The sequence below is a fragment of the Pseudomonas sp. ZY71 genome (assembly GCF_036542145.1).
Classification (GTDB): domain Bacteria; phylum Pseudomonadota; class Gammaproteobacteria; order Pseudomonadales; family Pseudomonadaceae; genus Aquipseudomonas; species Aquipseudomonas koreensis_A.
On sequence record NZ_CP144274.1, the window covers coordinates 1,741,579 to 1,767,055 of the forward strand.

The following is a 25,477-nucleotide window of genomic DNA, read 5'->3' on the forward strand; positions in this document are numbered from 1 at the left end:
GTTGGTTTCAAGAGTTATTTCTATATTGTCTATATTTTTCAGATGAAATAGGTCATTAAGCATTAACTTGAATTCGTCAGGCTTTCATAATTCGAATGTAAAAAATATTTTTTATCTGGGTGTTTGATATTGCACATGCGTAACACCTTAATGCTCAGAGCTTAAAGAGTTTGACTCCTTAATTTTACTGCTCGATATTTTTGGGACGGCAAAAATCCTAACAATTTCATCTTTGGATGCGGAGTCATAAAACCTGCTTTCATGAAAGTCAAAAACAGTCTCAAAACCTAACATATCAAAGATCTTTTTTACTTCTTTCATTTCTCGTGACACTGCTTTTATTTTTTTTACGCGTATCTTATCCACAAACCCGTTTGAAGCAGGCCCTGGATAAACAAAAATATTTGGGATAATGACATCGCCCACATCCAGTCCATCAAAATCGGTGAAAGTAATGGCGTAGAAATCTGGCTTGTCTGTTGGCCCCATTATTTTTATAGAATTCATTAAAAAGATAGCGGTGCTCACTAGGAGCTCCGAAACTTTATCGTTATTCATTTCCTCTTTTAAAAAATCCAATCGGCTGTATCTGGATACGATCGGTATCTCTTCGAAGCTTTCGTAGCTTTCAAAGAATACGTTCATATTGTTGTACGGTTCTTTACTTATGATTTTGTTATAAAGTTCAACCAGCTTCATTTAAGGAATACTCCATCCATGATCGTTTAGCCATTCTTTTGTTTTCTTGGAAAAAGTCACGTCCCCTTTTCCTTTATCATGTATTGACCCATCAAGATTGTATCCGGACCCGCACTTGCAGTGTGCATGCCATTGGCTGCTAGGTACACTCTGTTCAGGCTCGTCAATTCGAGTAATCTCCGCAGGTGCTTGGCCTCTTCTAACCTTTGATTGAGCCTGTTTGGGTGTGCCTCCAGATTGAGAGCCTTTTTTAGCCAATCCTAATGGATCGACCCAGTTCGAAGGATTCGGAGCGTACTCGAAGAGGTTCAACCCTCCTGCGTAGCCAATCGGGTCTTGGCTGATAAAACGACCTACGCTTGGATCGTAATAACGATACCGGTTGTAATGCAGCCCTGTCTCATGATCGTGATACTGCCCCTGGAATCGTATCGGGTTCATCACGCCATGCTGCCGTGCCCACTCCGAGCGCTGCTCCGTCACCTGTCCCCACGCCTTGTACTGCGCGGTCCAGGCAAGGTTGCCTTGCGAGTCCGTCAATTCCTGCGGCGTGCCGAGGTGATCACATTGGTACCACGCCAACGCATCAAACGGTAATGCCGTTGCCTTGTGATTCCACACCGGATCTTCATCAAGGCTGTATTCACCACTGTAATCCGGCAAACCGATCAGATCGATTGGCGCATGCCGCACAGCCTGAGCGATCGGGACGAAGGTGTCTGGCTCGTAGACATAATGAACCGTGCGGCCGGGCTCGCCATCGCTTTGCGCTGGGCTGCTTTCCCAGGCGAGGTTGTCGCCATCCCAGCCGTACAAGGTGAAGCCGCAACCCAGCTCGCGCTGTTTGCGCGCGTGTTCGTTTCTGTTCCAGAGAGAGCCTGCTTCCGGGCGCTGTTTGTAGTGCGCGCGGGAGTTCTTGTGCAGGCGGCGTCCCAGTGCGTCGTAGGCGAAATCCACGCTCAGGCGCGGGTCTTCGAAATGCACCAGTCGATCAAACAGATCCCAGCGCAGATCGCTGCGTTGGCCATTGTGCCAGCGCTGTATCTGGTTGCCGCGTTCGTCGTAGTCGTAGTGCGTGCCGGCGTATTCGCGCAGCAGGTTGTCGACCAGTTTGCTGCGCGGTGGGGTCAGGTCGAGCGGGCGGCGAATTTCTGTCGCTTTGTCGTCGAGCAGGTTGCCGGCCGGGTCGAAGGCGAAGGTTTCCACGCCTTGACGTGTGGTGGCGCTGAGCAGTCGGCCGACCGGATCGTAGCGATAGGCGAGCGGTCCGCGGCGGCTGTCGTTGATGTCGGTCAGTTGGCCGGCGGCGTCGTAGCTGTACTCGCGTTTGAGCAGCGTGGATTTGTCGTCGCTGCGTCCCAGCAGCTGTTCCTGCAAGCGACCGGCCGGGTCCCAGCTTTGGGTTTGCAGTAGGTGATTGCCTTGATGGCGGGCGACTTCGCGGTGCAGGTCGTCGCGTTCGTAGCCGATCAGTTCGTGTTCATCGAGGCGCAGGCCGAGCAGGTGGCCGCTGCCGTAAGTCAGCCAGCTGACGCGGTGGCCGTCGGGGCGCACGCTGGCAACTCGCTGGTTGAGCACGTCGTACTCGTGCTGCCAGATCGCGACGGTGGGTTTTTCCAGTCCGAGGTAATGCTGGTGCTCGCGCAGCAGATTGCCGGCCGGGTCGTGGAACCATTGCAGGCGGCTGTCGGCGTTGTCGGCCAGTACCAGGTTGCCGTTGCCGTCATAGGCAAAGGTTTCGCTTTGCGACTGATCGCCCAGGGTGGCGCGACGTTCGGTCAAACGGCCCATCGGGTCGAAGCTCAACGAGATGACGCGTTGGCCATTGATCGATTGCGCGAGGCGTCCGGTGAGTGGGTCATACTGATAACGCGTGCTGCGCCCATCGAAACCGCGCTCTTCGAGCAGGCGTCCGACCGGGTCGTAGTGGAAGTGCGCGCGTTGTTCGTTTTCGTTTTCCAGCGCCGTTAACCGTCCGAGACGGTCCCAGCGATAGCGCAGGGTTTGCTCGGCGGCATCGATGCGTTCGGCGATCAAACCGGCAGCGCTGTAGCTCCAGGTGGTGCAGCGATCGAGTCCATCAACGTGCGCCAACAGCCGACCTTCGGCATCACGATCAAAGCGCTCTTCGGTCTTGTCCGGGTGCTTGATCAGCACCGGTTGGCCGGCCTTGTATTCGTATTCGGTGGCGTTGCCGGCGGCGTCGGTGAAGCAGACCATTTGCCCCAGTTCGTTGTACTCCCACGCGCTGGTTTTGCCCGAGCAATCGACGTACTCCACCAATTGACCGGCATCGTTGTAGTCGAGGGTTTTTTCGTTGCCGTTGGCGTCCTTGATCGCGGTCGGCTGGCCGGATTTGTTGTAGGCGTATTCGGTTTTGTTGCCCAGCGGATCGAGCGCTTCGACCAGATTGCCTTGGTCGTCATAGGCGCGCTGCCATTGTCCGCCCTCGGCATCGCTGATCTTGATCAGCAGGTCCTGATCATCGTAGGCGTAATGCATCACCGTGTGATCGGCGCGAATGTGCTCGAGCAGGTTGCTGCGTTCATCGTAGCTGTAGCGATCGGTGCTGCCGTCGGCATTGACGCGGCGCACGATGTTTTTGGCCTCGTCGCGGAAGAACCATTCCGAACGCTCGTCGGCGTAACGGATGCGGTAGGTGTAGCCAAGGATGTCGTAGTAGTGCCAGGTCTCGTTGCCGAGGGCATCGGTGACGTAGGTCAGACGGATGTTTTCGTCCCACTCCAGGCGCGTGTCGAAGCTACCGTCATCGGCCCATTCGCGCACGGCTTTGGCCTTGGCGCTTGAACCGTCCCACTGCAGGTTCATGCCGCGCCCGGTGCGGTCGGTGTAGCGGGTGATCAGGTGATGCTCGAACTGATACGCCCAGACGGCGCCGTTCTCGTCCTGCGCCTGAATCAGGTCGCCATAGGCGTCGTACTGGTAGGCGCAGAGCTGGCGCAGTGGTTCGCCGTCAACGATCTGCCAGAGGCCGATAAACCGGCCGTGATCGTCGATCATTGTGCCGAGGTGCAGGTGCACTTTGGTGAAGTCGTTTTCCTGATAGGTGATCAGGTCGGAGAGCAGCGAGTGTTCGCCGTGTCGATGCTCGTAATGCAGCATGATCCCGGCGCCGTTGCGTAGCGAAATGTTGCTCAGCACGAAACGCTGGCCGCGGCGGACGTAGGTTTCTTTGCGTTCGAAACCACGGCACAGCAACAATTGATCTTCACTGTTGCGGACCAGGGTGATGTCTTCGATGGCGTCGTAGTGGAACAGGCCGACTTTTGGCAGTGGATAGCTGTGGTCGCGGCCGTCGGCGCCGTAGAACGTCAGGCCATCGTCCACGCAGTCAAACCGTGTAGTGAACTCGTTGATCCAGCGGGCACCGAGTTCGCTCTGATCGTAGGCGTCGAGGCGTGAGTTGTAGGTGCGCGTCCATTCGATCGGGAAGGGGCCGGGCAGGCTGAAATCGGTATGGCTGAGGCTTTCCGAACCCAGGGCAAAATTGATACTGAATTCAGTGGCGCATTTACAGGGACCTTTCTCCGGATTGGGCGCGCTTTTCGCTGGGGCTTGCTTGTTGTTGGCGCCCAATTCGCCTTCCGCAGCCGTGTGGGTGGCCTTACCGGTCTTCTCCGTATGGACCGCGGCGTTCTGCCCATGGGCATTGCGCTTGCGCCACAGGGTCACGGCGCTGGAGAGGATCTGCAGCAGCCAGCCGATGGAGTTCTGCACATTTTTATCGTCGAGCTTGCTCAACTGCGTGCGCAGTTCCGGGCCCATCGCGCGCAGTTTGCCGGTCTCGGTAGTGATCTGTGTCTGGAGCTTGTTCGGCAGCAGGTTCTGCGCGACGCTGTTGACCATCCCTTTGCCTGCCGCTTTCAAGGCACTGTTGGCTGCCGCTAAAAAATTGTCGGCCGTCGCTAGGGGGTCGTTGAGCAGTTGGCCGCGGCCGACGCTGGCTCTTGCGCTGGCTTCCTCCAGATCGCCCTTGGCATCCAGCCGGCCGAGGGCCGTTGTTTCGATACCGGTGGCAATCTCGTTGATGATTTGTTCGCCGAGCTTGCCAGCGTCCGCCAGAATCCCCGGCAACTTGCCTTTGGCTTGCTCAACAAAGTCATCGAGGGTGCCGATAATCGAGGCGTTCAGGTGACCGACCAGCACCTCGATCACGGAGGTGCTGAGCAACAACTTGCTGCTGGCTCTCATCTCCTGACGCACCAGAAACAGCGTCGGCCGCAGGGTCATGCGCGCTGCGGCCATCGACGGTGGCAACGGCAAGACGCCGATCAGGTTGATGCCAAGGCTGGCCCACGTGAGCAAGTCGCGTTGCTTGGCGTCCGACAGGGTGACGATGTCACTCAGTGCATCGACCAGTGCCATGATGTTGCCGACCACCGGCAAGAAACCGGCGTAGTTCTTGATTCGATCAAGCGTAACCACACCATCGGTGGCGGATTGCAGCCAGGCATCGAAAGCCGCCGCACTGCTGGCGACGTCCTGAACGTCGATGGCATTGAGTGGAACGATGGCAGCTTGGGGCTCACGTTTTGCGACAGCAGTTTCAGTGGTCATCACGGCATCTCACCCGCCAACAAGGGCCGGGCTTTGCGGGCAAAAATTGAAGACCTCAACGAGCGGGCGACAACAAGCCGCCTCTCGGAGGTACGCATCAAAATCAAAAACGGGATTAGCTGACGACAGCGCCTTTCGGGCCACTGGCGATCAGTGCGGCGCCGCAGGCGGTTTTCATGCCGTCCAGTGCGATGGGGGTGCCATCGACGGTGTAGGTGCTGCTGCCCTCGGCAATCGGGAAAATCCCTTTGCACAATGGGCAACTGACCTTGTGACCGACCCCGGCAATCGGCTTGCCGTTTAGGTCGGTCTGGGAGAAGGCTTCGAGGACTTTGCCACCGTGCGTGGTGGAGTCGCCCAAGCGAATTGCGTCTTTCATTGCGTCATTCCTTTGACCGAGGGTGGCTGGCTCTGCGAGCAACCCTGTCGTTCCTGCCTGCATTCAGCACGCGTTAGTGCCGATTTGATATCAAAATCCGTGCCAGCCACCATATAGCCACTACGCAGTAAGGGTTTGCGCCGGATGCCTGTGGGATAAATCGATTTTTTCTGGGGAAATAGCTTCAAAGTGCGCAAGAAGTTGCGCAGTGCTGTGCAACTTCTTGCGCACTCGGCTACAGGGCCCGTGTGACATGGGCTGCAGGCGATTGACGGGCGTTTTTTTCGAAGACAGGTGCGCAAGAAGTTGCGCACTTGGGCGGCTGATCGATTTCTGTCAAATCGATGGCGATTGCACTGACCTTTGCGTGAACAGGCGAGGGTCTGCAATGGATCTTCAGCAGGTTCGAAGTCTGTTTCGCGGTATCCTGCGCGTTCTGATTACGGACGTTTTTCCATGCTGGTGATTTCCAACAACGTGCATCTGCCGGATGCCGAGATCGAACTGACCGCCATCCGCGCGCAAGGCGCCGGTGGGCAGAACGTCAACAAGGTCTCCAGCGCCATGCACCTGCGCTTCGACATACCGGCCTCGTCGTTGCCCGAGTTCTACAAGGAGCGGTTGCTGGCGCTGCGTGACAGTCGCATCACCAGCGACGGCGTGTTGATCATCAAGGCGCAGCAATACCGCACGCAGGAAGCCAACCGTGCCGACGCGCTGGAGCGTCTGGTCGAGCTGATTCTCAGCGCGACCAAAGTCGAAAAGAAACGCCGTCCGACCAAACCGACCCTCGGCTCAAAGAAGCGCCGACTCGAATCGAAAACCAAGCGAGGCAGTATCAAGGCCGGGCGCGGCAAAGTGGATTTCTAGTCTTCGCGATACTTGGCGGTGTGCTTGTACAGATACACGCTCAGTGCCAATCCGCTTAGCGAGGCGAGGGCAGCGAAGAGGAAGATCGAGGCAAAGCCAAAGCCTGCCGCAATCGCCCCGGCCAATGGCCCGGTGATCCCCAGCGACAAGTCGATGAACAGCGAGTAAGCGCCGACGGCTGCGCCGCGACTGGAGGCGGGCACCAGATTCACCGCTTCCACGCCCAGCGCCGGGAACACCAGCGAGAAACCAAACCCGCTCAACGCCGCTCCGGCCAGCGCCCAATGTGCGTCCGGCGCCAGCCACAACAGCAGCAGACCAAGGGTTTCCACCGACAGACAGGCAATCGCCACACGAAAGCCGCCGAGGCGGTTGATCAGGTTGCCGAACAACAGGCGCGCACCGATGAAGCTGGCGCCGAACAGGCTCAGGCACAGTACGGCGTTGTCCCAATGCTGGGTCGCGTAATACAGGGTGATGAAGGTGGCAATGGTGCCGAAGCCGATCGAACCCAGCGCCAAGCCACAACCGTGGGGAAACACTTTGCCGAGCACATGCATGAACGGCAGGCGTTCGCCGGCGACAATCGGCGCGGCGGTTTTCGGCCAGGCCAGCGCCAGACCAAGAATCGCCAGCAAGATGATGCTGGCGCCCATGCTCCACAGACCCAACTGGCCGACCAGCCACACACCGAACGGGGCGCCGACCGCCAGTGCGCCGTAACTGGCGATGCCGTTCCAGGAAATCACCTTGGCGGTGTTTGCTGCGCCGACCCGGCCAATGCCCCAGCCGATCGAGCCGGAGCCGACAAGGCTTTCCGCGCTGCCCAGTACCAGACGGCCGATCAATAGACTGATCAAACTGAGCATCGGCATGCTCGGTGTCCACGCCGAAATCAACATGAACACACCGCTCAAACCACACCCGGCGAGGCCAATCATCACCGCGCGTTTGCTGCCCTGGTTGTCGATGATCTTGCCGGCGTACGGGCGGCTGAGCAGGGTGGCGAGGTATTGCACGCTGATCACCAGACCGGCGATCACCGCACCAAAGCCCAGGTCACTGTGCACATAACCCGGCAACACCGCGAGCGGAATGCCGATGTTCAGGTAACCGATAAAGGTGAAGAGGACGATGGAGACGACTTGCAGCGTAACCGCCAGGGGGCGCTGGGGTTCTGGCATAGAGGACGACATGGGTAACGATCCACGGGAGCGGCAGATTAGATAGGCTGCTTATGATACCGGCGCGGACGGATCTGGGGCGGGAAAAGTAAAACTATTTGCCGGGAGGCTACTTCAGGATTTGGCCGGGGCAACCAGTTGTGTGGTGACCAGCGCCGCCAGGGCATTTTCTTCGCTGCCGAAACGGGCGAGCAGGGCGGCTTGTTTCTCGGGCGAGAGACGGTTCCAGATCTCGATCATTTTCTCGGTGGCGCCGATCAGGACGGCAGCTTGGCTTTCGGAGAATTCGTCGGTCATGGCGGGCTCGGGTTTCAGGCAGTGTGGAAAGCGCATGTTAGCGCTTTCCACACGGTCTGTACGACGGGTCTTACTCTTCGTTGTCGGCCGGGCGGCTCTCAACGGCTTCTTTCGGTTCGGGCTGCCCCGCGCCGGCTTGTTGCGTGGTCGTCTGCTCAGGTACGTGCAGGCTTGGGAAGGGGAGATTAGGAATCTCGTGCATGGTTGCGCTCCTCGCTAAGTCTGTTGATAGATCTGGTAGATCCGCGCTTCTTGAAAGCCTGCGCAGGATACAGCAGGAAAAATGACAATCAGACTTTTAATTCAAATTAATGCGACAGATGGCCGCAGGGAGGGCAAAACCCAAAGGTCACCACAAAACAAATGTAGGAGTGAGCCTGCTCGCGATAGCGGTGTATCAGTCAACTAAGATGCTGGCTGATACACCGCTATCGCGAGCAGGCTCACTCCTACAGGGGTACTGCGGTGCTTTGACTATTTGCAGACGCTGGCGATGGCTTCGGCCAGCAGCGCGAGGCGGGTGGCGTCGATACCGGCGACGTTCGCCCGGCCCGAGCTGACCATGTACACGCTGTGATGCTCGCGCAGTTGCTTCACTTGCTCCGGCGACAGGCCGGTGTAAGAGAACATGCCGCGCTGCACACCAATGTGCGCAAAACGCTCGCGCAGGCCATGCGGTTCCAGCGCTTCGACCAAGCCGCTGCGCAGTTGCGCAATCCGCAGGCGCATGGCTTCCACTTCATCGGCCCAGCGGGCTTTCAGTTCTGGATCGGCGAGGATGGTCGCGACCACCGCAGCACCGTGATCCGGCGGCGTCGACCACAGGTTGCGGGCGATGTTGGCCAGTTGGCTGCGGATGTCGATGAGCTTGTCGGCGGTTTTCGCGCAGACGATCAGCGCACCGGTGCGGTCGCGGTACAGACCGAAGTTCTTCGAGCAGGAACTGGTGATCAGCAGCTCAGGCACTTGCGCGGCGAACAAACGCGTCGACCATGCATCCTGCTCCAGACCATCGCCAAAGCCCTGGTAGGCAAAGTCGATCAGCGGCAGCAGATTGCGCGCGCGCACCACATCGAGCACGCGCTGCCAGTCGTCATGGCTCAAGTCAAAACCGGTCGGGTTGTGGCAGCACGCGTGCAGCAGCACCACATCACCTTTCGGTACTTCGTTGAGTACGGCGAGCATGGCGTCGACGTCGAGGCGGTTGTCACTGCCCACGTATGGGTAGTGACTGACCTTGACCCCGGCCGTCGCGAAAATGGTTTCGTGGATCGGCCAGGTCGGGTTGCTCAGCCACACGCCTTTGCCCGGCAGGCACTGAGCAATGAAGTCAGCCGCCAGACGCAGGGCACCGGTGCCGCCCGGGGTCTGGGTGGCGCCGGCACGTTGTTCGGCGATCAGCTTCGAGTCGGCGCCGAGCACCAACTCGTTGATGACTTTGCCAAACAGCGGGTTGCCGTGGCCGCCGATGTAAGTCTTGGTGTCCTGGCTTTCGACCAGTCGCGCTTCGGCGATTTTCACCGCTTCCGGGATCGGCGTCAGGCCCTGGGCGTCCTTGTAGACGCCAACGCCCAGGTCGAATTTGCGCGGGTTGCTGTCCTGCGCATACGCCTCCATCAAGCCGAGGATCGGGTCGCCGGGTACCCGGCCGATGGCGTCGAAATGCATTACTTGCGTCCTTCTGCAGTCTTGGCCACTTCGTCAGTGCGCGCGGCCATGATGAAGTCGTTGCGGTGCAGGCCTTTGATCGAGTGGCTCCACCAGGTCACGGTGACTTTGCCCCACTCGGTCAGCAGGCCCGGATGGTGACCTTCGGCCTCGGAGATCTCGCCGACCGCGTTGGTGAAGGCCAGCGCGTGCTTGAAGTTCTTGAACAGGAAGACCTTCTCCAGTTGCATGATGCTGTCACGTACTTCGATGTTCCAGTCAGGGATCTGCTTGATCAGGATCGGCAGTTCTTCGTCGCTGACTTGTGGCGCATCGGCGCGGCAGGCTTCGCAGTGGGCTTGGTTCAAAGTGGACATGGTGTATTCCTGAAATCGAGTGTGTTTTTTTTATTAAAGCGTTTGAGCCGTCAATGCCGTCACGCTAAACCAAAGTGGCGGCGACTGACAGGCTCAATTGTCAGCAAAAGTCGCGGTTCACGCGGCTTTTGGTTTCGGCGGAAATTTCGGTGCGTGCAGACCCAGCTGCATGCCTTGGCGAACCATGGCCATGATGTCTTCATGGGCCACGTCGAACAGACGCTTGAGGTTCGGCAGGACAAAGTACAGCGGTTGCAGGATGTCGATGCGATACGGCGTGCGCATGGCTTCGAGCGGGTCGAAGGCCTGATGTTCAGGCTCGTCCGACAGCGAATAAACGGTTTCTTTCGGCGAGGACAGGATGCCGCCACCGTAGATGCGTTTGCCCTGCGGGGTGTCGACCAGGCCGAACTCGATGGTCATCCAGTACAGACGCGCCAGATAAACGCGTTCTTCCTTGGTGGCCTGTAGGCCGAGCTTGCCGTAGGTGTGGGTGAATTCGGCGAAGTACGGGTTGGTCAGCAGCGGGCAGTGACCGAAGATCTCGTGGAAAATATCCGGCTCTTGCAGGTAGTCCAGCTCTTCGCGGGTACGAATAAAGGTCGCGACCGGAAATTGCTTGCTGGCCAGCAGTTCAAAAAAGGTCTGGAAGGGAATCAGTGCCGGAACGCGGGCGACCTGCCAACCGGTGGTCTCGCCGAGCACCTTGTTGATCTCGCCGAGTTGCGGAATGCGGTCGTGGGGCAGACCGAGTTTTTCGATACCGTCCAGGTACTCCTGGCAGGCACGCCCTTCAATCACTTTCAACTGGCGAGTGATCAGCGTGTTCCACACCGCGTGTTCTTCGGCGGGGTAGTCGATAAAACCTTGCGCATCGGGCTCGCGGGCCACGTATTGCGTCTGCTTCATACTGCTCTCCTGCTAGGGGAATTCGTTCTTGTTATGTCCAGCGATGGATTCAGAATTACCTGAGAGCGGATTGATGTGCAGCAGGTTGAATAGCCTGCGCGTAGGAAATTTCTCTGTAATTCGTAAAGTTATCGTTACGGTTTGGCGGATATCTCGCGTTTGCAGTGATTCATGGGTTTGAAAAGGCGGTTGGCTGTCACATAATCTTGACAATTATCTGCGTGCCGCCACAGAAAAGTCTGGCGCGGTCCCCCTGTAGGAGTGAGCCTGCTCGCGATAGCGGTGTATCAGTCAGCATCAATATCAACTGACCCAAAGCCATCGCGAGCAGGCTCACTCCTACAGGTTTCTCATCGTTTATTCGGGCGATTTATATGCGCATCAAAGTCCACTGCCAGAACCGCATCGGCATCCTGCGCGACATCCTCAATCTGTTGGTGGCGTACGGCATCAACGTCGCGCGCGGTGAGGTCGGTGGCGAGCACGGCAATGCGATCTACCTGCACTGCCCGAACCTGATCAATATCCAGTTCCAGGCGCTGCGACCGAAATTCGAGGCGATCGCTGGGGTGTTCGGCGTCAAGCGGGTAGGGCTGATGCCCAGCGAACGACGGCACATGGAGCTGAACGCCTTGCTCGGCGCGCTGGAGTTTCCGGTGCTGTCGATCGACATGGGCGGCTCGATCGTCGCTGCCAACCGCGCGGCGGCGCAGTTGCTCGGTGTACGGGTCGATGAAGTGCCGGGGATTCCGCTGTCGCGTTACGCCGAAGATTTCGATTTGCCAGAGCTGGTGCGCGCCAACAAATCGCGAATCAACGGCATGCGGGTCAAGGTCAAGGGCGACATCTTTCTGGCTGACATCGCGCCACTGCAATCGGAGCACGACGACAGTGAAGCGATGGCCGGCGCGGTATTGACCTTGCACCGCGCCGACCGCGTAGGCGAGCGCATCTACAACGTGCGCAAGCAGGAGCTGCGTGGCTTCGACAGCATCTTCCAGAGCTCCAAAGTCATGGCCGCCGTGGTTCGTGAAGCGCGGCGTATGGCCCCGCTCGATGCACCGCTGTTGATTGAAGGCGAAACCGGCACCGGCAAGGAATTGCTCGCGCGTGCTTGCCACCTCGCCAGCCCGCGCGGGCAGTCGCCGCTGATGGCGCTCAACTGCGCAGGCCTGCCTGAGTCGATGGCCGAGACCGAGCTGTTCGGCTACGGCCCCGGCGCTTTTGAAGGGGCGCGGGCTGAAGGCAAGCTCGGGCTGCTGGAGCTGACGGCGGGCGGCACGCTGTTTCTCGATGGTGTTGGCGAAATGAGCCCGCGCTTGCAGGTGAAGTTGCTGCGCTTTCTACAGGACGGTTGCTTCCGTCGCGTCGGCAGTGATGAAGAGGTTTACCTGGATGTGCGGGTGATCTGCGCCACCCAGGTGGACTTGTCCGAACTGTGCGCACGCGGCGAGTTTCGCCAGGATTTGTATCACCGCTTGAACGTGCTCTCCCTGCATATCCCGCCGTTGCGCGAATGCCTCGACGGACTGACGCCGCTGGTCGAGCACTTTCTCGATCAGGCCAGTCGGCAGATCGGTTGCTCGCTGCCGAAACTGGCACCGGCAGCGATGGATCGGCTCAGTCATTACCACTGGCCGGGCAACGTGCGGCAACTGGAGAACGTGCTGTTCCAGGCGGTTTCCCTGTGCGATGGCGGCACGGTGAAGGCTGAGCATATTCGGCTGCCGGATTACGGCGTGCGTCAGCCGCTTGGCGATTTTTCGCTGGAAGGTGGCTTGGACGAAATTGTCGGGCGCTTCGAGAAAGCGGTGCTGGAGCGGTTGTATTCCGAGCATCCGAGCAGTCGGCAGTTGGGTAAGCGACTTGGGGTTTCGCACACCACCATTGCCAACAAGCTGCGTGAATATGAAGTCGGCAAAACCGAGTCGTAGCCCAAACATGTGTGGGTAGTGATGGCCTCTTCGCGAGCAGGCTCGCTCCCACATTTGAAAGGCATTCCCCTGTGGGAGCGAGCCTGCTCGCGAAAGCGATAGTCCAGGCAACACCAGCGCCAGACTTTGCCACCTACCGGCATAACACCGCCGGTTTTTCGACTTCGATACATTTCCAATTCCCCCGCAACATCCTCCAAGTCCTTTGTTTACCGGGTCTTTGTGCGCCAGAAAAAAGTTGGTCTGCAAATTGCTTATGGCTCAGCAGTACAGCGGTGGGCGGCAAACGTCCGGCATGCAGAGGAAAGAGTGTGGACAAGTACCTTTATGTGGCAATGACCGGCGCCAGCCAGAACGCACTGGCGCAGAAGGCTCATGCCAACAACCTGGCGAACATCTCCACCAACGGTTTTCAGCGCGACCTGGAGCAGGCGCGTTCGATGCCGGTGTTCGGTGACAGCTTTCCGGCGCGCGCGTTTGCCATGAGCGAACGGCCCGCCACCGACTTCACCCCGGGCTCGCTGGTGCAGACCGGTCGTGACCTCGACGTCGCGGTAACCGGCAACGGTTTCATTGCCGTGCAGAACCCGAACGGCGGCGAAAGCTACGTGCGCACCGGCAGCCTCAACGTTGACGCCCTCGGCGTTCTGCGCGCCGGCAACGGCATGCCGGTGATCGGCAATGGCGGTCCGATCGCCGTGCCGCCCGAGCAGCAGATCGAAGTCGGTGAAGACGGCACCATCAGTATTCGTGCGATGGGCGAAGGCCCGCGCGTCATGGCGGAAGTCGACCGGATCAAACTGGTCAACCCGGACATCAAGAACATGAACAAGGGCCTCGACGGCTCGATCTACACCAAGGACGGCCAGCCGGCGCCGGCCGATGCCAACGTCAAACTGGTGTCGGGTTTCCTTGAGTCGAGCAACGTCAACGCCGTCGAAGAGATGACTTCGGTGCTGGCCTTGGCCAAGCAGTTCGAGTTGCACGTCAAGATGATGAACACCGCCAAAGACGACGACCAGGCCATGGCTCGGGTCTTGCAGATCAGCTAATTATCAGAACGTCGCGCCGAAAAACAGGCGCACGAGGAGAATCGAATGCTTCCGGCTCTATGGGTTGCCAAAACCGGTCTGTCCGCCCAGGACACCAACCTGACCACCATTTCCAACAACCTGGCAAACGTGTCGACCACGGGTTTCAAACGTGATCGCGCCGAGTTCCAGGACTTGCTCTATCAGATCAAGCGTCAGCCAGGCGCTCAGTCGACCCAGGACAGCGAACTGCCGTCGGGTCTGCAACTGGGTACTGGTGTGCGCATCGTCGGCACTCAGAAAAACTTCACCGCCGGCAGCCTGCAAACCACCGAGCAGCCGCTGGATATGGCCATCGACGGTCGCGGTTTCTTCCAGATTCTGCAGCCGGACGGCACCACGTCCTACACCCGTGACGGTACCTTCCACCTCGATTCCAACGGCCAGATCGTTAACGCCAGCGGTTTCGCTCTGGAACCGGCCATCGTCATTCCGAACGATGCCCAGACCTTCACTGTCGGCCGTGACGGCACGGTGTCCATCACTGTCGCTGGCAACGCCGCGTCGCAGGTGATCGGCAACCTGCAAACCGCCGACTTCATCAACCCGGCCGGTCTGCAAGCCGTGGGCAACAACCTGTTCCTGGAAACCGCCGCTTCCGGCGCGCCGCAAGTCGGCACCCCGGGTCTGGCCGGTTTCGGTACCACCCTGCAGAACACCCTGGAAACCTCCAACGTCAGCACTGTTGAAGAGATGGTCAACATGATCACCACTCAGCGCGCTTACGAGATGAACTCCAAGGTGATCTCCACCGCTGACCAGATGCTCTCGTTCGTAACGCAGAATCTGTAATCAAGTCTATGAGGCGGCCATGAGGTCGCCTGCAACACCGTGAGGTAGGGTCATGAATCGCTTTGTATCTGTTCTGGCATTGAGTGGGGTCGTCTCGCTCGCGGGCTGCGTCGCCCCGACGCCCAAGCCCAATGACCCTTACTACGCCCCGGTGTTGCCGCGCACGCCGCTGCCGGCTGCGGCCAATAACGGCTCGATCTACCAGGCCGGCTTCGAGCAGAACCTGTACAGCGACCGCAAGGCGTTCCGGGTCGGTGACATCATCACCATCACCCTGAACGAGAAAACGCAGGCGAGCAAGAACGCCAACTCGCAAGTGGCCAAGAACAGCAAGACCGGTATCGGCCTGACGTCGTTGTTCGGCGGTAGTGGCACCACCAACAACCCGTTGGGCGGCAACGACCTGAGTCTTGATGTGGGCTACAGCGGCGACCGCGCCACCAAAGGCGACAGCAAGGCCGCGCAGGGCAACACCCTGACCGGTTCGGTCACCGTGACTGTGGCCGACGTCTTGCCCAACGGCATCATTGCTGTGCGCGGCGAGAAGTGGATGACTCTCAACACCGGTGATGAGCTGGTGCGGATTGCAGGTTTAGTGCGTGCCGATGACATCGCCACTGACAACACCGTGTCGTCGACTCGTGTCGCCGATGCGCGCATCACCTACTCGGGCACCGGTTCGTTTGCCGATGCGAGTCAGCCAGGCTGGTTCGACCGTTTCTTCCTCAGCCCGCTGTTCCCTTTCTAGGTGGCGACTTTGAATTTCAAGAGCCTCATGCTGGCTGCGGCGCTGATGTCCGCAGCCTTTGCTGCCCACGCCGAGCGGCTGAAAGATATCGCCAGCATTTCCGGCGTGCGTTCCAACCAGTTGATCGGTTACGGCCTGGTGGTCGGGCTTAACGGCACCGGTGACCAGACGACGCAAACCCCGTTCACCCTGCAGACCTTCAACAACATGCTCTCGCAGTTCGGCATCAAGGTGCCGCCGGGATCGGGCAACGTGCAGTTGAAAAACGTCGCGGCAGTGTCGATCAGTGCTGACTTGCCGGCGTTCGCCAAGCCTGGTCAGCAGGTCGACATCACGGTGTCCTCGATCGGTAACTCCAAGAGCCTGCGCGGCGGCACACTGCTGCTGACCCCGCTCAAGGGTATCGACGGCAACGTCTACGCGGTCGCTCAGGGCAACCTCGTGGTTGGCGGTTTCGACGCCGAGGGCCGTGACGGTTCGAAGATCACCGTCAACGTTCCGTCGGCCGGTCGCATCCCTGGCGGTGCTTCGGTGGAGCGTTCGGTGCCGAGCGGTTTCAATCAGGGCAACAGCCTGACGCTGAACCTCAACCGTTCCGACTTCACCACGGCCAAACGTATCGTCGACAAGATCAACGACATGCTCGGCCCTGGCGTTGCGCAAGCCATCGACGGCGGTTCGATCCGCGTTACCGCGCCGCTCGATCCGAGCCAGCGCGTCGACTACTTGTCGATCCTGGAAAACCTTGAAGTCGATCCGGGTCAGGCAGTGGCGAAAGTCATCATCAACTCGCGTACCGGCACCATCGTCATCGGCCAGAACGTGAAAGTGTCGCCAGCCGCCGTGACCCACGGCAGCCTGACCGTGACCATCACCGAAGACCCGATCGTCAGCCAGCCCGGCCCTCTGTCCAATGGTCAGACGGCTGTCGTGCCGCGCTCGCGGGTGAATGCCGAGCAGGAAGCCAAACCGATGTTCAAGTTTGGCCCGGGTACCACCCTCGACGAGATCGTCCGTGCGGTGAATCAGGTCGGCGCGGCACCGGGTGACTTGATGGCGATCCTTGAAGCTCTGAAGCAGGCCGGCGCGTTGCAAGCCGACCTGATCGTGATCTGAGGCCGACCCTTATGGACATGCGCAAAAGTGGTCTGGTCAGCAGCAGCGATTCGGGTTCCTACTCGGACCTCAATCGCCTGAACCAACTCAAGGTCGGCGACAAGAACAGCGATGCGAACCTGCGCAAAGTGGCGCAGGAATTCGAATCGCTGTTCCTCGGCGAGATGCTCAAGTCGATGCGTTCCGCCACCGAAGCGCTGGGCCAGGACAACCCGCTCAACACGCCGGCAGCCAAGCAGTACCAGGAAATGTACGACCAGCAACTGGCCGTTTCCATGTCCCGCGAGGGCGGTGGTATCGGTCTGGCCGACGTGCTGATGCGGCAGATGTCGAAGAACAAACCGCTGGCACCGGGTGAGGCTGCGGCCGCGTCCGCTGCCAAGCAGGAAGAGGCCAAGGCGAAAGCTGCGGCCGTGGTCACACCGGTTGCCGCTGGCACCGTTGCTACCAACGGCCCGTTGTCGCGTCTCAATGGCGAGCGCCCGTTGTGGGCATCGCGTTCGGTGAACGCGCCGAACACGCAACTCGCTCATCGCAATGACATGGAAATGATCAACCAGCGTCGTCTGGCCTTGCCACCGAAACTGGCCGATCGTTTGCTTGCCGGGCTGGTGCCCTCAGCTACGCCGGCAGCCGCCACGCAGTTGCCGCCGCGCGCGACCACCGCCGCCACCACCGGCGCCGGCCCGTTGTACAACGGCGACTGGCTGGCGCGCGCCGAGGGCGAAAAAGCCTCTGGCGCACAGATGCAGGTCTACGGTCGCGCCATGGCGCAGATTCCGCTGGCACCGGCGAAAAAAGCCTTCAGTTCTGCCGACGAATTCGTCAACACCATGCTGCCGATGGCCAAGGAAGCGGCCGACCGTATCGGCGTCGATCCGCGTTATCTGGTGGCGCAAGCGGCGCTGGAAACCGGTTGGGGCAAGTCGGTCATGCGTGCCCAGGATGGCAGTAGCAGCCACAACCTGTTCGGCATCAAGGCGAGCAGCAACTGGAAGGGCGATTCGGCCCGGGCGATCACCAGCGAGTTCCGCAATGGCGAGATGGTCAAGGAGACGGCCGAGTTCCGTTCCTACGCCTCGTACAAGGACAGCTTCCACGATCTGGTGACTTTGCTGCAGTCCAATAATCGCTATCAAGATGTCGTGAAGTCTGCCGATAACCCAGAACAGTTTGTACGCGAGTTGCAAAAGGCCGGTTACGCAACCGACCCGAACTACGCAAGCAAGATTTCGCAGATTGCCAAGCAGATGAACAGTTTCCAAAACTACGCTGCGGCGGGTGTCTCCACCACGCCTTTATAAGGCACAAGGTATAAGGTCTGAACCATGAGTTTGCTCAATATCGGGATGTCGGGACTGACGGCCAGCCAGTCCTCTTTGGCTACGACAGGCAACAACATTGCCAACGTCGACACCGCCGGTTATTCACGCCAGCAAACCGTGCAGGGCACCAAATCCTCGCAGCAGTACGGCACCGTGTTTATCGGCACCGGCACGACCCTGGCTGACGTTCGCCGGGTCTACAACTCTTACCTGGAATCCCAGCTGCACACGGCAACTTCGCTCAACAGCGAAGCAGCGTCGTACCTCGCGCAGGCGACGCCGCTGGACTCCACGTTGTCCGACACCAACACCGGCCTGACCGGTGTGCTGCAAAAGTTCTTCACGACGATGCAGGGCGTGTCGACGTCTGCGACCGATGACACCTCGCGTCAATCGGTGCTGACCGGTGCGCAAGCGCTGACCAGCCGCTTCAACTCCATCGCCAAACAGCTCAACGACCAGAACACCACCATCAACGGTAGCCTTGGCGACATGACGGCCCAGGTGAACAAGCTGGCCACCTCGATTGCCAACCTGAACCAGAAGATCGGTGAGATCTCCACCAGCGGTGGTGCGCCGAACGATTTGCTCGACAGCCGTAATGAAGCGGTACGCCAGTTGTCCGAGCTGACCGGCGCACAGGTCGTCGAGCGCGGCACCAGCTTCGACATCTACGTCGGCAGCGGCCAGCCACTGGTCATTGGCAACTCCGCCAACTCCCTGAGCACTGTGCCGCTCAAGGATGATCCATCGCGCATGGGCATCCAGATGGATCGCGGCTCGAGCACCATCGACATCACCTCGGTGATCAGCGGTGGCGAAATCGGTGGTCTGCTGACTTATCGCAAAGAAGTTCTCGATCCATCGCTCAATGAGCTGGGCCGTGTGGCCCTGGTGATCGCTGATCAGGTCAACAGCCAGCAAGCCCAGGGCATCGACAAGAACGGTGACTTCGGCGCCGCGATTTTCAACAACATCAACAGTGCCGCGCTGATCAGCCAGCGCAGCATCGCGAAGGATGGCAACAGCGCAGGTTCGGGCAACCTCGATGTGACCATCAAGGACAGCGGCAAGCTGACCACCAGCGATTATCAGGTCACGTTCACCAGCGCCACCGACTACTCGGTCAAGCGCTCCGATGGTACCGATCTGGGCACCTTCAGCACCACCACCAATCCGCCGCCAGTGATCGACGGTTTCACCCTTGCGCTCAAGGGTGGGGCGTTGAGTGCCGGTGACAGCTTCAAAGTGACGCCGACCCGCAATGCGGCCGCGAGCATCCAGACGGTGCTCACCGATCCGAAGAAAATCGCTGCAGCCGCGCCGCTGACCGGTGTCGCCAGTGCTGCCGGCCTGGGGACTTACACCCAGCCGACACTCAGCTCCAAAATCGATATCTACAACCCGACTGCCCAGGCTGACATGCAGGCGGCGCTGAAAAACTCGACGCCGGTCAAACTGGTGTTCGGTGCGGTCTCCGGGGGCAGCCAGTCTTACACTTTTGTGGATGCCAAGGGCGGCCTCATCAGCAGCGGCACCATCGTTCCCGGTCAATCGAACACGCTGGACCTGAAAGTCGGCATCGTCGATGCCAGCGGCAACCCGGTACTCGACACCAGCGTCACGCCGAACGTGCAGAAAACCTTCTCGGTGCAGACCACCGTTGGCGGCACGCCGAAGCCGGGCGAAACCTTCACCATGAACCTGACCGGTGCGGCGTCTTCGGACAACCGCAACGCGCAAGCGCTGGTTGGCCTGCAAACTGCGCAGACCGTCGATACCGGTTCGGCGAGCAAGGGCATCAGCCTGACCGACGCCTACAACAAGCTGGTGACCAACGTCGGCACCAAGACCGCTCAAGGCAAGTCTGACAGCACCGCGACCACCGCGATTCTGGATAACGCCAAAGGCGCGCGCGACTCGCTGTCCGGGGTCAACCTGGATGAAGAAACCGGCAACCTGGTCAAATACCAGCAGTACTACACAGCGTCCTCGCAGATCATCAAAGCTGCGCAGGAAACTTTCGCCACGCTGATCAACAGCCTTTAAGGAGTCGTAATTCATGCGCATTTCCACCGCCCAGTATTACGGCACGCAAGCGTCGGACTATCAACGTAACTTCAACAAGGCTGTGGCTACCGCCAGCGAGGCGAGCAGTCTGCAGCGCATCACCAACGCCTCCGATGATCCGATCGGCGCCGGTCGGTTGCTGCAACTGGGCCAACAGGCGGCGATGCTGGATCAGTACAAGACCAACGTCGACACCACCACAAATTCGTTGAATGTGCAGGAGTCCACGCTGGATTCCATCACCACCGCACTGGCTCGCGCCAAGGAACTCGCCCTGGCCGCCAACACCGGCACGCGCACCGACAAGGATCGCCAGGCTTACGCTGCGGAACTGAGTCAGATCCAGCAACAAGTGCTGGGCCTGATGAACTCCAAGGATGCCAACGGCAACTACATGTTCTCCGGTTCGAAGACCGATACCGCGCCGTACTCACAGAATACCGACGGCACTTACACCTACAACGGTGACCAGACCACCATCAACCTGGGCATCGGCGACGGTATGACGGTCGGCACGAACACCACCGGTTGGGATGCCTTTCAGCAGACCATCAACACCGGCCGCACCAGCACCAACATGACGGCTCCGGCAGTGGATGACGGCCGTGTCGTGCTGTCCAGCGGTACCGTTGGCAATGTGGCCACGTACAACTCCAAGTTCTCCGGTGGTCAGCCGTACACCGTCAGCTTCGTCAGCAGCACCCAGCTGCAAATTACCGACGCGCTGGGTAACGACGTGACGGCCGAAGCCAGCCAGAATGGCGCGATCGTCAACACCACCGGCACCAACCAGACGGTCAGTTTCCGTGGTGTCGACCTGAAGCTGAACATCAACCTGAAAGCGGGTGACACCAACCCGGACGCGGTCATTGCCGGACACAGCTTCCAGTTGTCGACCCAGCCGGATTCGTTCACCACCGCGCGCAGCCCGGGTAACCCGTCTACTGCGGTGATTACCGGTTCGACCATCACCGACCAGTCGGCCTATACAAACGCCTTCCCGCAAGGCGGCGCGGTGCTCAAGTTCACCAGCGCCACGGCGTTCGATCTGTATGCGGCGCCAGTCACTGCGGACAGCAAACCCGTGTCGTCCGGCACCGTGGCTGGCGGCAACGCGACCGCTGCGGGCGTGACTTTCGCGCTGGGCAACACGCCGGCCGCTGGCGATCAGTTCTCGATCCAGCCGAACAATCACCAGACCCAGAACGTGCTCGACACCCTGGGCCAGATGATTACGGCGTTGAATATGCCGATCGACGGTGATGATGTTGCCAAGCAGAAGTTTCAGGGGGTCATGGAGTCGGGTCTCGGCAACATCGACGCCGCCACCAACCAGATTGGCGCTTCTGTCACCACCATTGGTGCCCGTGGCCAGGCGCTGGAGATGCAAACCGCGACCAACCAGAGCCTGAGCACGGCGAACACCACGACCCAAGGCTCGATCCGTGATTCGGATCCCGCCGAAGTCATGACCCGCCTGACCCTGCAGCAGACCATGTTGCAAGCCGCGCAGTTGGCGTTCAGCAAGATCAGCCAGTTGGGTCTGTTCAACAAGATCTGACGGTTAACGGGCGTGTGAGCGCCCGTTTGCTCTATCCCTCAAGTAATGTTTTTTGCGGTTTCAAGGGCTCGCTTTACCGAGCGGGCTCGTACCGCCTGTGAGCCCGCCGTGAATTCACTCCCTCTCGTCAGCCTTGTCATTCCCGCCTTCAATCCACGCTTTTTCGAGCGTGCGTTGCGCAGCGCCGTCGGCCAAGGCTATGGCCATCTGGAAATCATCGTTTGCGATGACAGTCGTGGCATCGAGATTGAAACCATCGTCTCGAATGTCGGCGAGGAGACCGGCGTCGCCGTGCGTTATGTACGCAACCCGCGCACGTTGGGACTGGTCGGCAACCTGAAAGCCTGCCTGGATCAGGCGCAGGGCGAATTCATCAAGTTTCTGTGTGACGATGATCTGCTCTATTCCGCCTGTATCGAGCAGCAGGCGCACGAGATGCGCCGTGCCGAGGTCAGTCTGGTGCTGGCCCAGCGACTGCTCTGGGACGCGAACGACATCATCCTGCCTGCGCGTCTGGAAAACACTTCGCTGTCGCCGGTCAGTGGCCTGTTCAAGGGTGACGATCTACTGGCGATATTCGAAAAATTCCCGGTCAACGTTCTCGGCGGATTCAGCAACGCGCTGTTTCGCCGCGCGGACGTCGCCGAGCTGCTGCCGGCATTGACCGAGGAGGGCGGCTGTTTCGTCGCCAGCCTGGATTTCGCCTTGTATATCTGCCTGCTGCGCCGCGGCAACCTGGCGGTGTCGAACAATGTACTGAGCGCCGAGCGCCTTTATCCGGAGCGGCTGAGTGCGCAGCAACCGATGAAGGACGCGATGGACGTCGAGCGCGAGTGGCTCTCGCAAATGCTCAAAGTCCGCAACGGTGAGTTGGCGCCGGCGCCAGGCTGGGTGCGTTACATCCCGCTGGCAAAGGCTGATGAGTCGCCAAGGGTTTGGGATGAGCTGCCGTTGAGTCGCACCCTGGGTTCCCGGCAGAGCCGCCAGGAGTGTGGCGTCGGGGTGGATAGCCTGAGTTTCGGCGAACTCTATGCGCAATGGCTGGAGTGCCGGGTGCTGACCGAAGGGCAGCGCAAGATGCTGCCGGAAACCATCGCCGGTTGGTCGCACCAGCCGCGAATCGTGCCGGTCATCATCGACGACAAAGGCAGTCGCGCCGGTGTGGAGCGTACGCTGGAGGCCCTCGCCAATCAGGATTACCCGGCGGAACTGGTGCTGGTACTGTCCGCGTCCTGTTCCGAAGCGGAGCTGGATGGCCGTGTGTTTCGACTGCCGTTGCAAGACGACGGGCTGGAGCAGCTCAACACCTTGCTGCCGCAACTGGAAGGCGCCGACTGGTTCTACCTGCTGCAACCCGGTGATCGCCCGGTGGCTACGGCGTTGCTGATCATGGCTGATCGGATCGCGCATTCGCGGACTTTCACGTGCCTGTACAGCGACGAAGGCAGTCTGCGCAATGGCGAGTCGGCAGAGCCTGCGTTCAAGCCGGATTTCAACCTCGACCTCATGCGCAGCTACCCCTACGTCGGGCGGGCGCTGGCGTTCAAGCGCGAGCGGGTTCTGGAGTTGGGAGGGCTGGCGTCTGACTTTGCCCAACTGGCGCCTCACGACCTGCTCTGGCGGATGGTCGAGAACGACGGCACTCAGGTGGTCGGGCATATCGCCGAAGTGTTGCTCGAATCGAAATTCGATCTGTCCCAATGGCTCACCGATGCAGGTGTGCTGGAACAGAATCCACGGCTGCTCGATGCGCATCTGCAGCGTTTGGGGATTGCCTATGCGACCCGGCGTGAGGGCCGTGAGCTGCTCAATCGGGTCGACTATCGTCACGCCCGCCGCCCGTTGGTCTCGGTGATCATCGTCGCTCAGGATCAGACGGCAGCCTTGCAGCGTTGTGTCGAAACGCTGCTGGAAAAAACCGCTTACACCGAGTACGAAATTCTCCTCGTCGATAGCGGTAGCGAAACCGCCGAGGCGCGGGCCTGGCTCGACGGCATGGGACAGTTGGGCGGTGAGCGGATTCGTGTGTTGCGCTGCCTGCAAAAGAACAACCCTGCCGCCATTCACAACTTTGCCGTGAGCCAGGCGCGTGGCGAGTATGTGTTGCTGCTCAACGCTTTTGCGGTGATCACTCAAGCCGATTGGCTCGACGAATTGCTCAATCATGCGCAGCGCCCGGAAGTCGGAGTGGTCGGCGCCAAGTTGTTCGATCCGGACGGCGGGATCTTGCATGCCGGCCTGATTCTCGGTTTGCAGGGGCCGGCCGGGCTGCCGTTCCTGGGGCAACCGATGCAGTCGGAGGGCTATATGTTCCGACTGCAGGCGGTGCAGGATCTGAGCGCCGTCGGCGGTGACTGCCTGATGGTTCGCAAGTCGGTCTTCGAGGAGGTCGCGGGGCTCGACGAACAGGACTTGAAGATCGCGTACAACGTCGTGGATCTGTGCCTGCGTATCGGCCGCGAAGGTTACCTGGTGGTGTGGAATCCGCATGCCAGGCTGGCGCTGGGCACACGCCCGAGCGCCGTGGCAACGAGCGAAGAGCAACAACAGCACGAGCGCGAGCAGGATACTTTTTACCAGCGCTGGTTGCCGCTGATTGCGCGCGATCCGGCCTACAACGTCAACCTTGCGCTACAGGGAATCGGGGCCACCAACTTCAGTCTCGAACCGGGTCTGCTGAGCGGCTGGCGTGCGTTTTCCAAGTCGAGTCTGCCCAACGTGCTCGTGGTACCGATCAACGCTTCTGCCATCGGCCATTACCGCATGAGTCAGCCGATGATCGAGCTGGAGGCGGCCAACCGGGTCGAGGGGCGCATCTGCTACGGCTTGCCGTCGATCGTCGACATCGAGCGTCAGGCGCCCGACGTGATTGTGCTGCAGGGGCGCTACTCGGAGCACGCCATCGATGAAATCCCGCCCCTGAAGAAGTATTTCAGCGCCCGGCGTATTTTCGAACTGGATGACTATGTCATCGACGTTCCTCATCGCAATGCCCACATCCGCAACATGCCGAACAAGCAGGACATGGAGCGCATGGTGCGTCGAGCGATCGGCCTCTGCGATCGGGTGGTGGTGTCGACGCAGCCACTGGCCAATGCGCTGTCGGACATGCACCACGACATTCGTGTGGTGCCGAACATGCTCGCCAAAGACCTCTGGAGCAACCTGCGCAGCCAGCGGCGTACGTCGAAAAAGCCACGGGTCGGTTGGGGCGGTGGCACCAGCCACCACGGCGACCTGGCCGTGATCGCCGAGGTGGTTCGCGAACTGGCCAATGAAGTCGACTGGGTGTTCTTCGGCATGTGCCCGGATGACCTGCGTCCGTACATGCATGAATTCCACGGGGTGATCCCGCTTGACGTGTATCCGGCGAAACTGGCCAGCCTCAACCTCGATCTGGCCCTCGCACCGCTGGAGTTCCACATCTTCAACGACTGCAAGAGCAACCTGCGGCTGCTGGAGTACGGCGCTTGCGGCTACCCGGTGATCTGCACTGACACCGAAGCCTATCGCGGCTACCTGCCGTGTACGCGGGTCAAGACCAACACCACCGATGAGTGGCTGCAGGCGATCCGCATGCACCTGGCCGATCCGGATGCCAGCTATCGCATGGGCGACGAGTTGCGTGAGGTGGTGTTGCGCGATTACGTGCTGCGTGGCGATAACCTGCGCTATTGGGAAAATGGCTGGCTGGCGGACTGACCGGTTCCAATCGTTGAAACAGCTCGATGAAAGGGATGAGTCCGGTGACGGATTCATCCCTTTTTTCATGGCTGCACGTCCTGCGACACGTAGCGCACCGAGCTGGCGCGTTTCCTGCAAGTCCCCCTCAAATCGCCATAAAACGAGCGCTCGCGGTCATTGCCCCTGCGCCCGAAACGGCAGAAAGGTTTAGCCAGA

The 25,477-nt window shown here is 59.7% G+C and carries 19 protein-coding genes; 10 read left to right on the forward strand and 9 right to left on the reverse strand.

The features are described from left to right. Positions 1 to 147 precede the first annotated feature (147 nt). The 3 genes from VY732_RS07715 to VY732_RS07725 all read right to left on the reverse strand — a co-directional run bounded on the left by VY732_RS07715 (position 148) and on the right by VY732_RS07725 (position 5,656). On the reverse strand, positions 148 to 699 hold the full coding sequence (locus VY732_RS07715; RefSeq protein ID WP_331695131.1) for an Imm15 family immunity protein: 552 nt from the start codon (positions 697 to 699) through the stop codon (positions 148 to 150). Continuing rightward, positions 700 to 5,277: an RHS repeat-associated core domain-containing protein gene (locus VY732_RS07720; protein WP_331695132.1), complete on the reverse strand. Its 4,578-nt coding sequence runs from the start codon at positions 5,275 to 5,277 to the stop codon at positions 700 to 702. Between the two features lie 115 nt (positions 5,278 to 5,392). Further along, entirely contained in the window at positions 5,393 to 5,656 is a 264-nt protein-coding gene (locus VY732_RS07725; protein ID WP_007918680.1) for a PAAR domain-containing protein, read from the reverse strand. Between the two features lie 456 nt (positions 5,657 to 6,112). Here VY732_RS07725 and arfB point away from each other — a divergent pair, with 456 nt between their 5' ends. Further along, positions 6,113 to 6,526: an alternative ribosome rescue aminoacyl-tRNA hydrolase ArfB gene (arfB, locus tag VY732_RS07730; protein ID WP_007920134.1), complete on the forward strand. Its 414-nt coding sequence runs from the start codon at positions 6,113 to 6,115 to the stop codon at positions 6,524 to 6,526. On the opposite strand, the gene VY732_RS07735 is transcribed toward arfB, so the two are convergent. From VY732_RS07735 to phhA, 6 genes are all read right to left on the reverse strand, one after another. After that, entirely contained in the window at positions 6,523 to 7,710 is a 1,188-nt protein-coding gene (locus tag VY732_RS07735) for an MFS transporter (RefSeq protein ID WP_331695845.1), read from the reverse strand. The two genes, arfB and VY732_RS07735, sit on opposite strands and share 4 nt — an antisense overlap. Before the next feature lie 114 nt (positions 7,711 to 7,824). Then, on the reverse strand, positions 7,825 to 8,007 hold the full coding sequence (locus tag VY732_RS07740; protein WP_025113527.1) for a hypothetical protein: 183 nt from the start codon (positions 8,005 to 8,007) through the stop codon (positions 7,825 to 7,827). A gap of 70 nt (positions 8,008 to 8,077) precedes the next feature. Beyond that, positions 8,078 to 8,209 carry a hypothetical protein gene (locus VY732_RS07745; protein WP_016987951.1) on the reverse strand — a complete coding sequence of 44 codons (132 nt, stop codon included), beginning with the start codon at positions 8,207 to 8,209 and terminating at the stop codon, positions 8,078 to 8,080. 272 nt (positions 8,210 to 8,481) lie between these two features. Next, the gene (locus tag VY732_RS07750; protein WP_331695133.1) at positions 8,482 to 9,675 is read right to left on the reverse strand and encodes an amino acid aminotransferase; all 1,194 of its coding nucleotides are present in this window, start codon (positions 9,673 to 9,675) and stop codon (positions 8,482 to 8,484) included. Continuing rightward, a complete protein-coding gene (locus tag VY732_RS07755) occupies positions 9,675 to 10,031 on the reverse strand; it encodes a 4a-hydroxytetrahydrobiopterin dehydratase (RefSeq protein ID WP_003222798.1) in 357 nt (118 codons plus the stop codon). The genes VY732_RS07750 and VY732_RS07755 overlap by 1 nt, the downstream gene beginning before the upstream one ends. A 117-nt stretch (positions 10,032 to 10,148) precedes the next feature. Then, the gene (phhA, locus tag VY732_RS07760; RefSeq protein ID WP_007920123.1) at positions 10,149 to 10,940 is read right to left on the reverse strand and encodes a phenylalanine 4-monooxygenase; all 792 of its coding nucleotides are present in this window, start codon (positions 10,938 to 10,940) and stop codon (positions 10,149 to 10,151) included. Between the two features lie 374 nt (positions 10,941 to 11,314). Here phhA and VY732_RS07765 point away from each other — a divergent pair, with 374 nt between their 5' ends. The 9 genes from VY732_RS07765 (at position 11,315) to VY732_RS07805 (ending at position 25,279) form a co-directional block, all read left to right on the forward strand. Further along, positions 11,315 to 12,874 (forward strand): sigma-54-dependent transcriptional regulator, encoded by a 1,560-nt coding sequence (locus tag VY732_RS07765; RefSeq protein ID WP_077571627.1) that lies wholly within the window; start codon positions 11,315 to 11,317, stop codon positions 12,872 to 12,874. A gap of 311 nt (positions 12,875 to 13,185) precedes the next feature. Then, a complete protein-coding gene (locus VY732_RS07770; protein WP_007920119.1) occupies positions 13,186 to 13,926 on the forward strand; it encodes a flagellar basal body rod protein FlgF in 741 nt (246 codons plus the stop codon). A gap of 45 nt (positions 13,927 to 13,971) precedes the next feature. After that, complete coding sequence (flgG, locus tag VY732_RS07775; protein WP_007920118.1) at positions 13,972 to 14,757, forward strand: flagellar basal-body rod protein FlgG; 786 nt, start codon at positions 13,972 to 13,974, stop codon at positions 14,755 to 14,757. A 52-nt stretch (positions 14,758 to 14,809) separates the two neighbouring features. Continuing rightward, positions 14,810 to 15,505 carry a flagellar basal body L-ring protein FlgH gene (gene flgH / locus VY732_RS07780; RefSeq protein ID WP_034153262.1) on the forward strand — a complete coding sequence of 232 codons (696 nt, stop codon included), beginning with the start codon at positions 14,810 to 14,812 and terminating at the stop codon, positions 15,503 to 15,505. Between the two features lie 27 nt (positions 15,506 to 15,532). Next, positions 15,533 to 16,621, forward strand: a complete 1,089-nt coding sequence (locus tag VY732_RS07785) for a flagellar basal body P-ring protein FlgI (RefSeq protein ID WP_161986589.1) — start codon at positions 15,533 to 15,535, stop codon at positions 16,619 to 16,621. 11 nt (positions 16,622 to 16,632) lie between these two features. Continuing rightward, on the forward strand, positions 16,633 to 17,925 hold the full coding sequence (gene flgJ, locus VY732_RS07790) for a flagellar assembly peptidoglycan hydrolase FlgJ (protein ID WP_077571629.1): 1,293 nt from the start codon (positions 16,633 to 16,635) through the stop codon (positions 17,923 to 17,925). Positions 17,926 to 17,949: 24 nt separating this feature from the next. Continuing rightward, a complete protein-coding gene (flgK, locus tag VY732_RS07795) occupies positions 17,950 to 19,995 on the forward strand; it encodes a flagellar hook-associated protein FlgK (protein WP_331695134.1) in 2,046 nt (681 codons plus the stop codon). Between the two features lie 13 nt (positions 19,996 to 20,008). Continuing rightward, a complete protein-coding gene (locus tag VY732_RS07800) occupies positions 20,009 to 21,577 on the forward strand; it encodes a flagellar hook-associated protein 3 (protein WP_331695135.1) in 1,569 nt (522 codons plus the stop codon). Between the two features lie 108 nt (positions 21,578 to 21,685). Then, positions 21,686 to 25,279: a glycosyltransferase gene (locus tag VY732_RS07805; protein ID WP_331695136.1), complete on the forward strand. Its 3,594-nt coding sequence runs from the start codon at positions 21,686 to 21,688 to the stop codon at positions 25,277 to 25,279. Positions 25,280 to 25,477: the final 198 nt, after the last annotated feature.

Coding starts and splice junctions, on each gene's coding strand:
- flgK (WP_331695134.1), top strand. CDS start 17,950: ATGAGTTTGCTCAATATCGGGATGTCGGGACTGACGGCCAGCCAGTCC.
- VY732_RS07785 (WP_161986589.1), top strand. CDS start 15,533: ATGCTGGCTGCGGCGCTGATGTCCGCAGCCTTTGCTGCCCACGCCGAG.
- flgH (WP_034153262.1), top strand. CDS start 14,810: ATGAATCGCTTTGTATCTGTTCTGGCATTGAGTGGGGTCGTCTCGCTC.
- VY732_RS07800 (WP_331695135.1), top strand. CDS start 20,009: ATGCGCATTTCCACCGCCCAGTATTACGGCACGCAAGCGTCGGACTAT.
- phhA (WP_007920123.1), bottom strand. CDS start 10,940: ATGAAGCAGACGCAATACGTGGCCCGCGAGCCCGATGCGCAAGGTTTT.
- VY732_RS07720 (WP_331695132.1), bottom strand. CDS start 5,277: ATGACCACTGAAACTGCTGTCGCAAAACGTGAGCCCCAAGCTGCCATC.
- VY732_RS07750 (WP_331695133.1), bottom strand. CDS start 9,675: ATGCATTTCGACGCCATCGGCCGGGTACCCGGCGACCCGATCCTCGGC.
- VY732_RS07735 (WP_331695845.1), bottom strand. CDS start 7,710: ATGCCAGAACCCCAGCGCCCCCTGGCGGTTACGCTGCAAGTCGTCTCC.
- VY732_RS07725 (WP_007918680.1), bottom strand. CDS start 5,656: ATGAAAGACGCAATTCGCTTGGGCGACTCCACCACGCACGGTGGCAAA.
- VY732_RS07740 (WP_025113527.1), bottom strand. CDS start 8,007: ATGACCGACGAATTCTCCGAAAGCCAAGCTGCCGTCCTGATCGGCGCC.
- arfB (WP_007920134.1), top strand. CDS start 6,113: ATGCTGGTGATTTCCAACAACGTGCATCTGCCGGATGCCGAGATCGAA.
- flgJ (WP_077571629.1), top strand. CDS start 16,633: ATGGACATGCGCAAAAGTGGTCTGGTCAGCAGCAGCGATTCGGGTTCC.
- VY732_RS07755 (WP_003222798.1), bottom strand. CDS start 10,031: ATGTCCACTTTGAACCAAGCCCACTGCGAAGCCTGCCGCGCCGATGCG.
- flgG (WP_007920118.1), top strand. CDS start 13,972: ATGCTTCCGGCTCTATGGGTTGCCAAAACCGGTCTGTCCGCCCAGGAC.
- VY732_RS07745 (WP_016987951.1), bottom strand. CDS start 8,209: ATGCACGAGATTCCTAATCTCCCCTTCCCAAGCCTGCACGTACCTGAG.
- VY732_RS07765 (WP_077571627.1), top strand. CDS start 11,315: ATGCGCATCAAAGTCCACTGCCAGAACCGCATCGGCATCCTGCGCGAC.
- VY732_RS07715 (WP_331695131.1), bottom strand. CDS start 699: ATGAAGCTGGTTGAACTTTATAACAAAATCATAAGTAAAGAACCGTAC.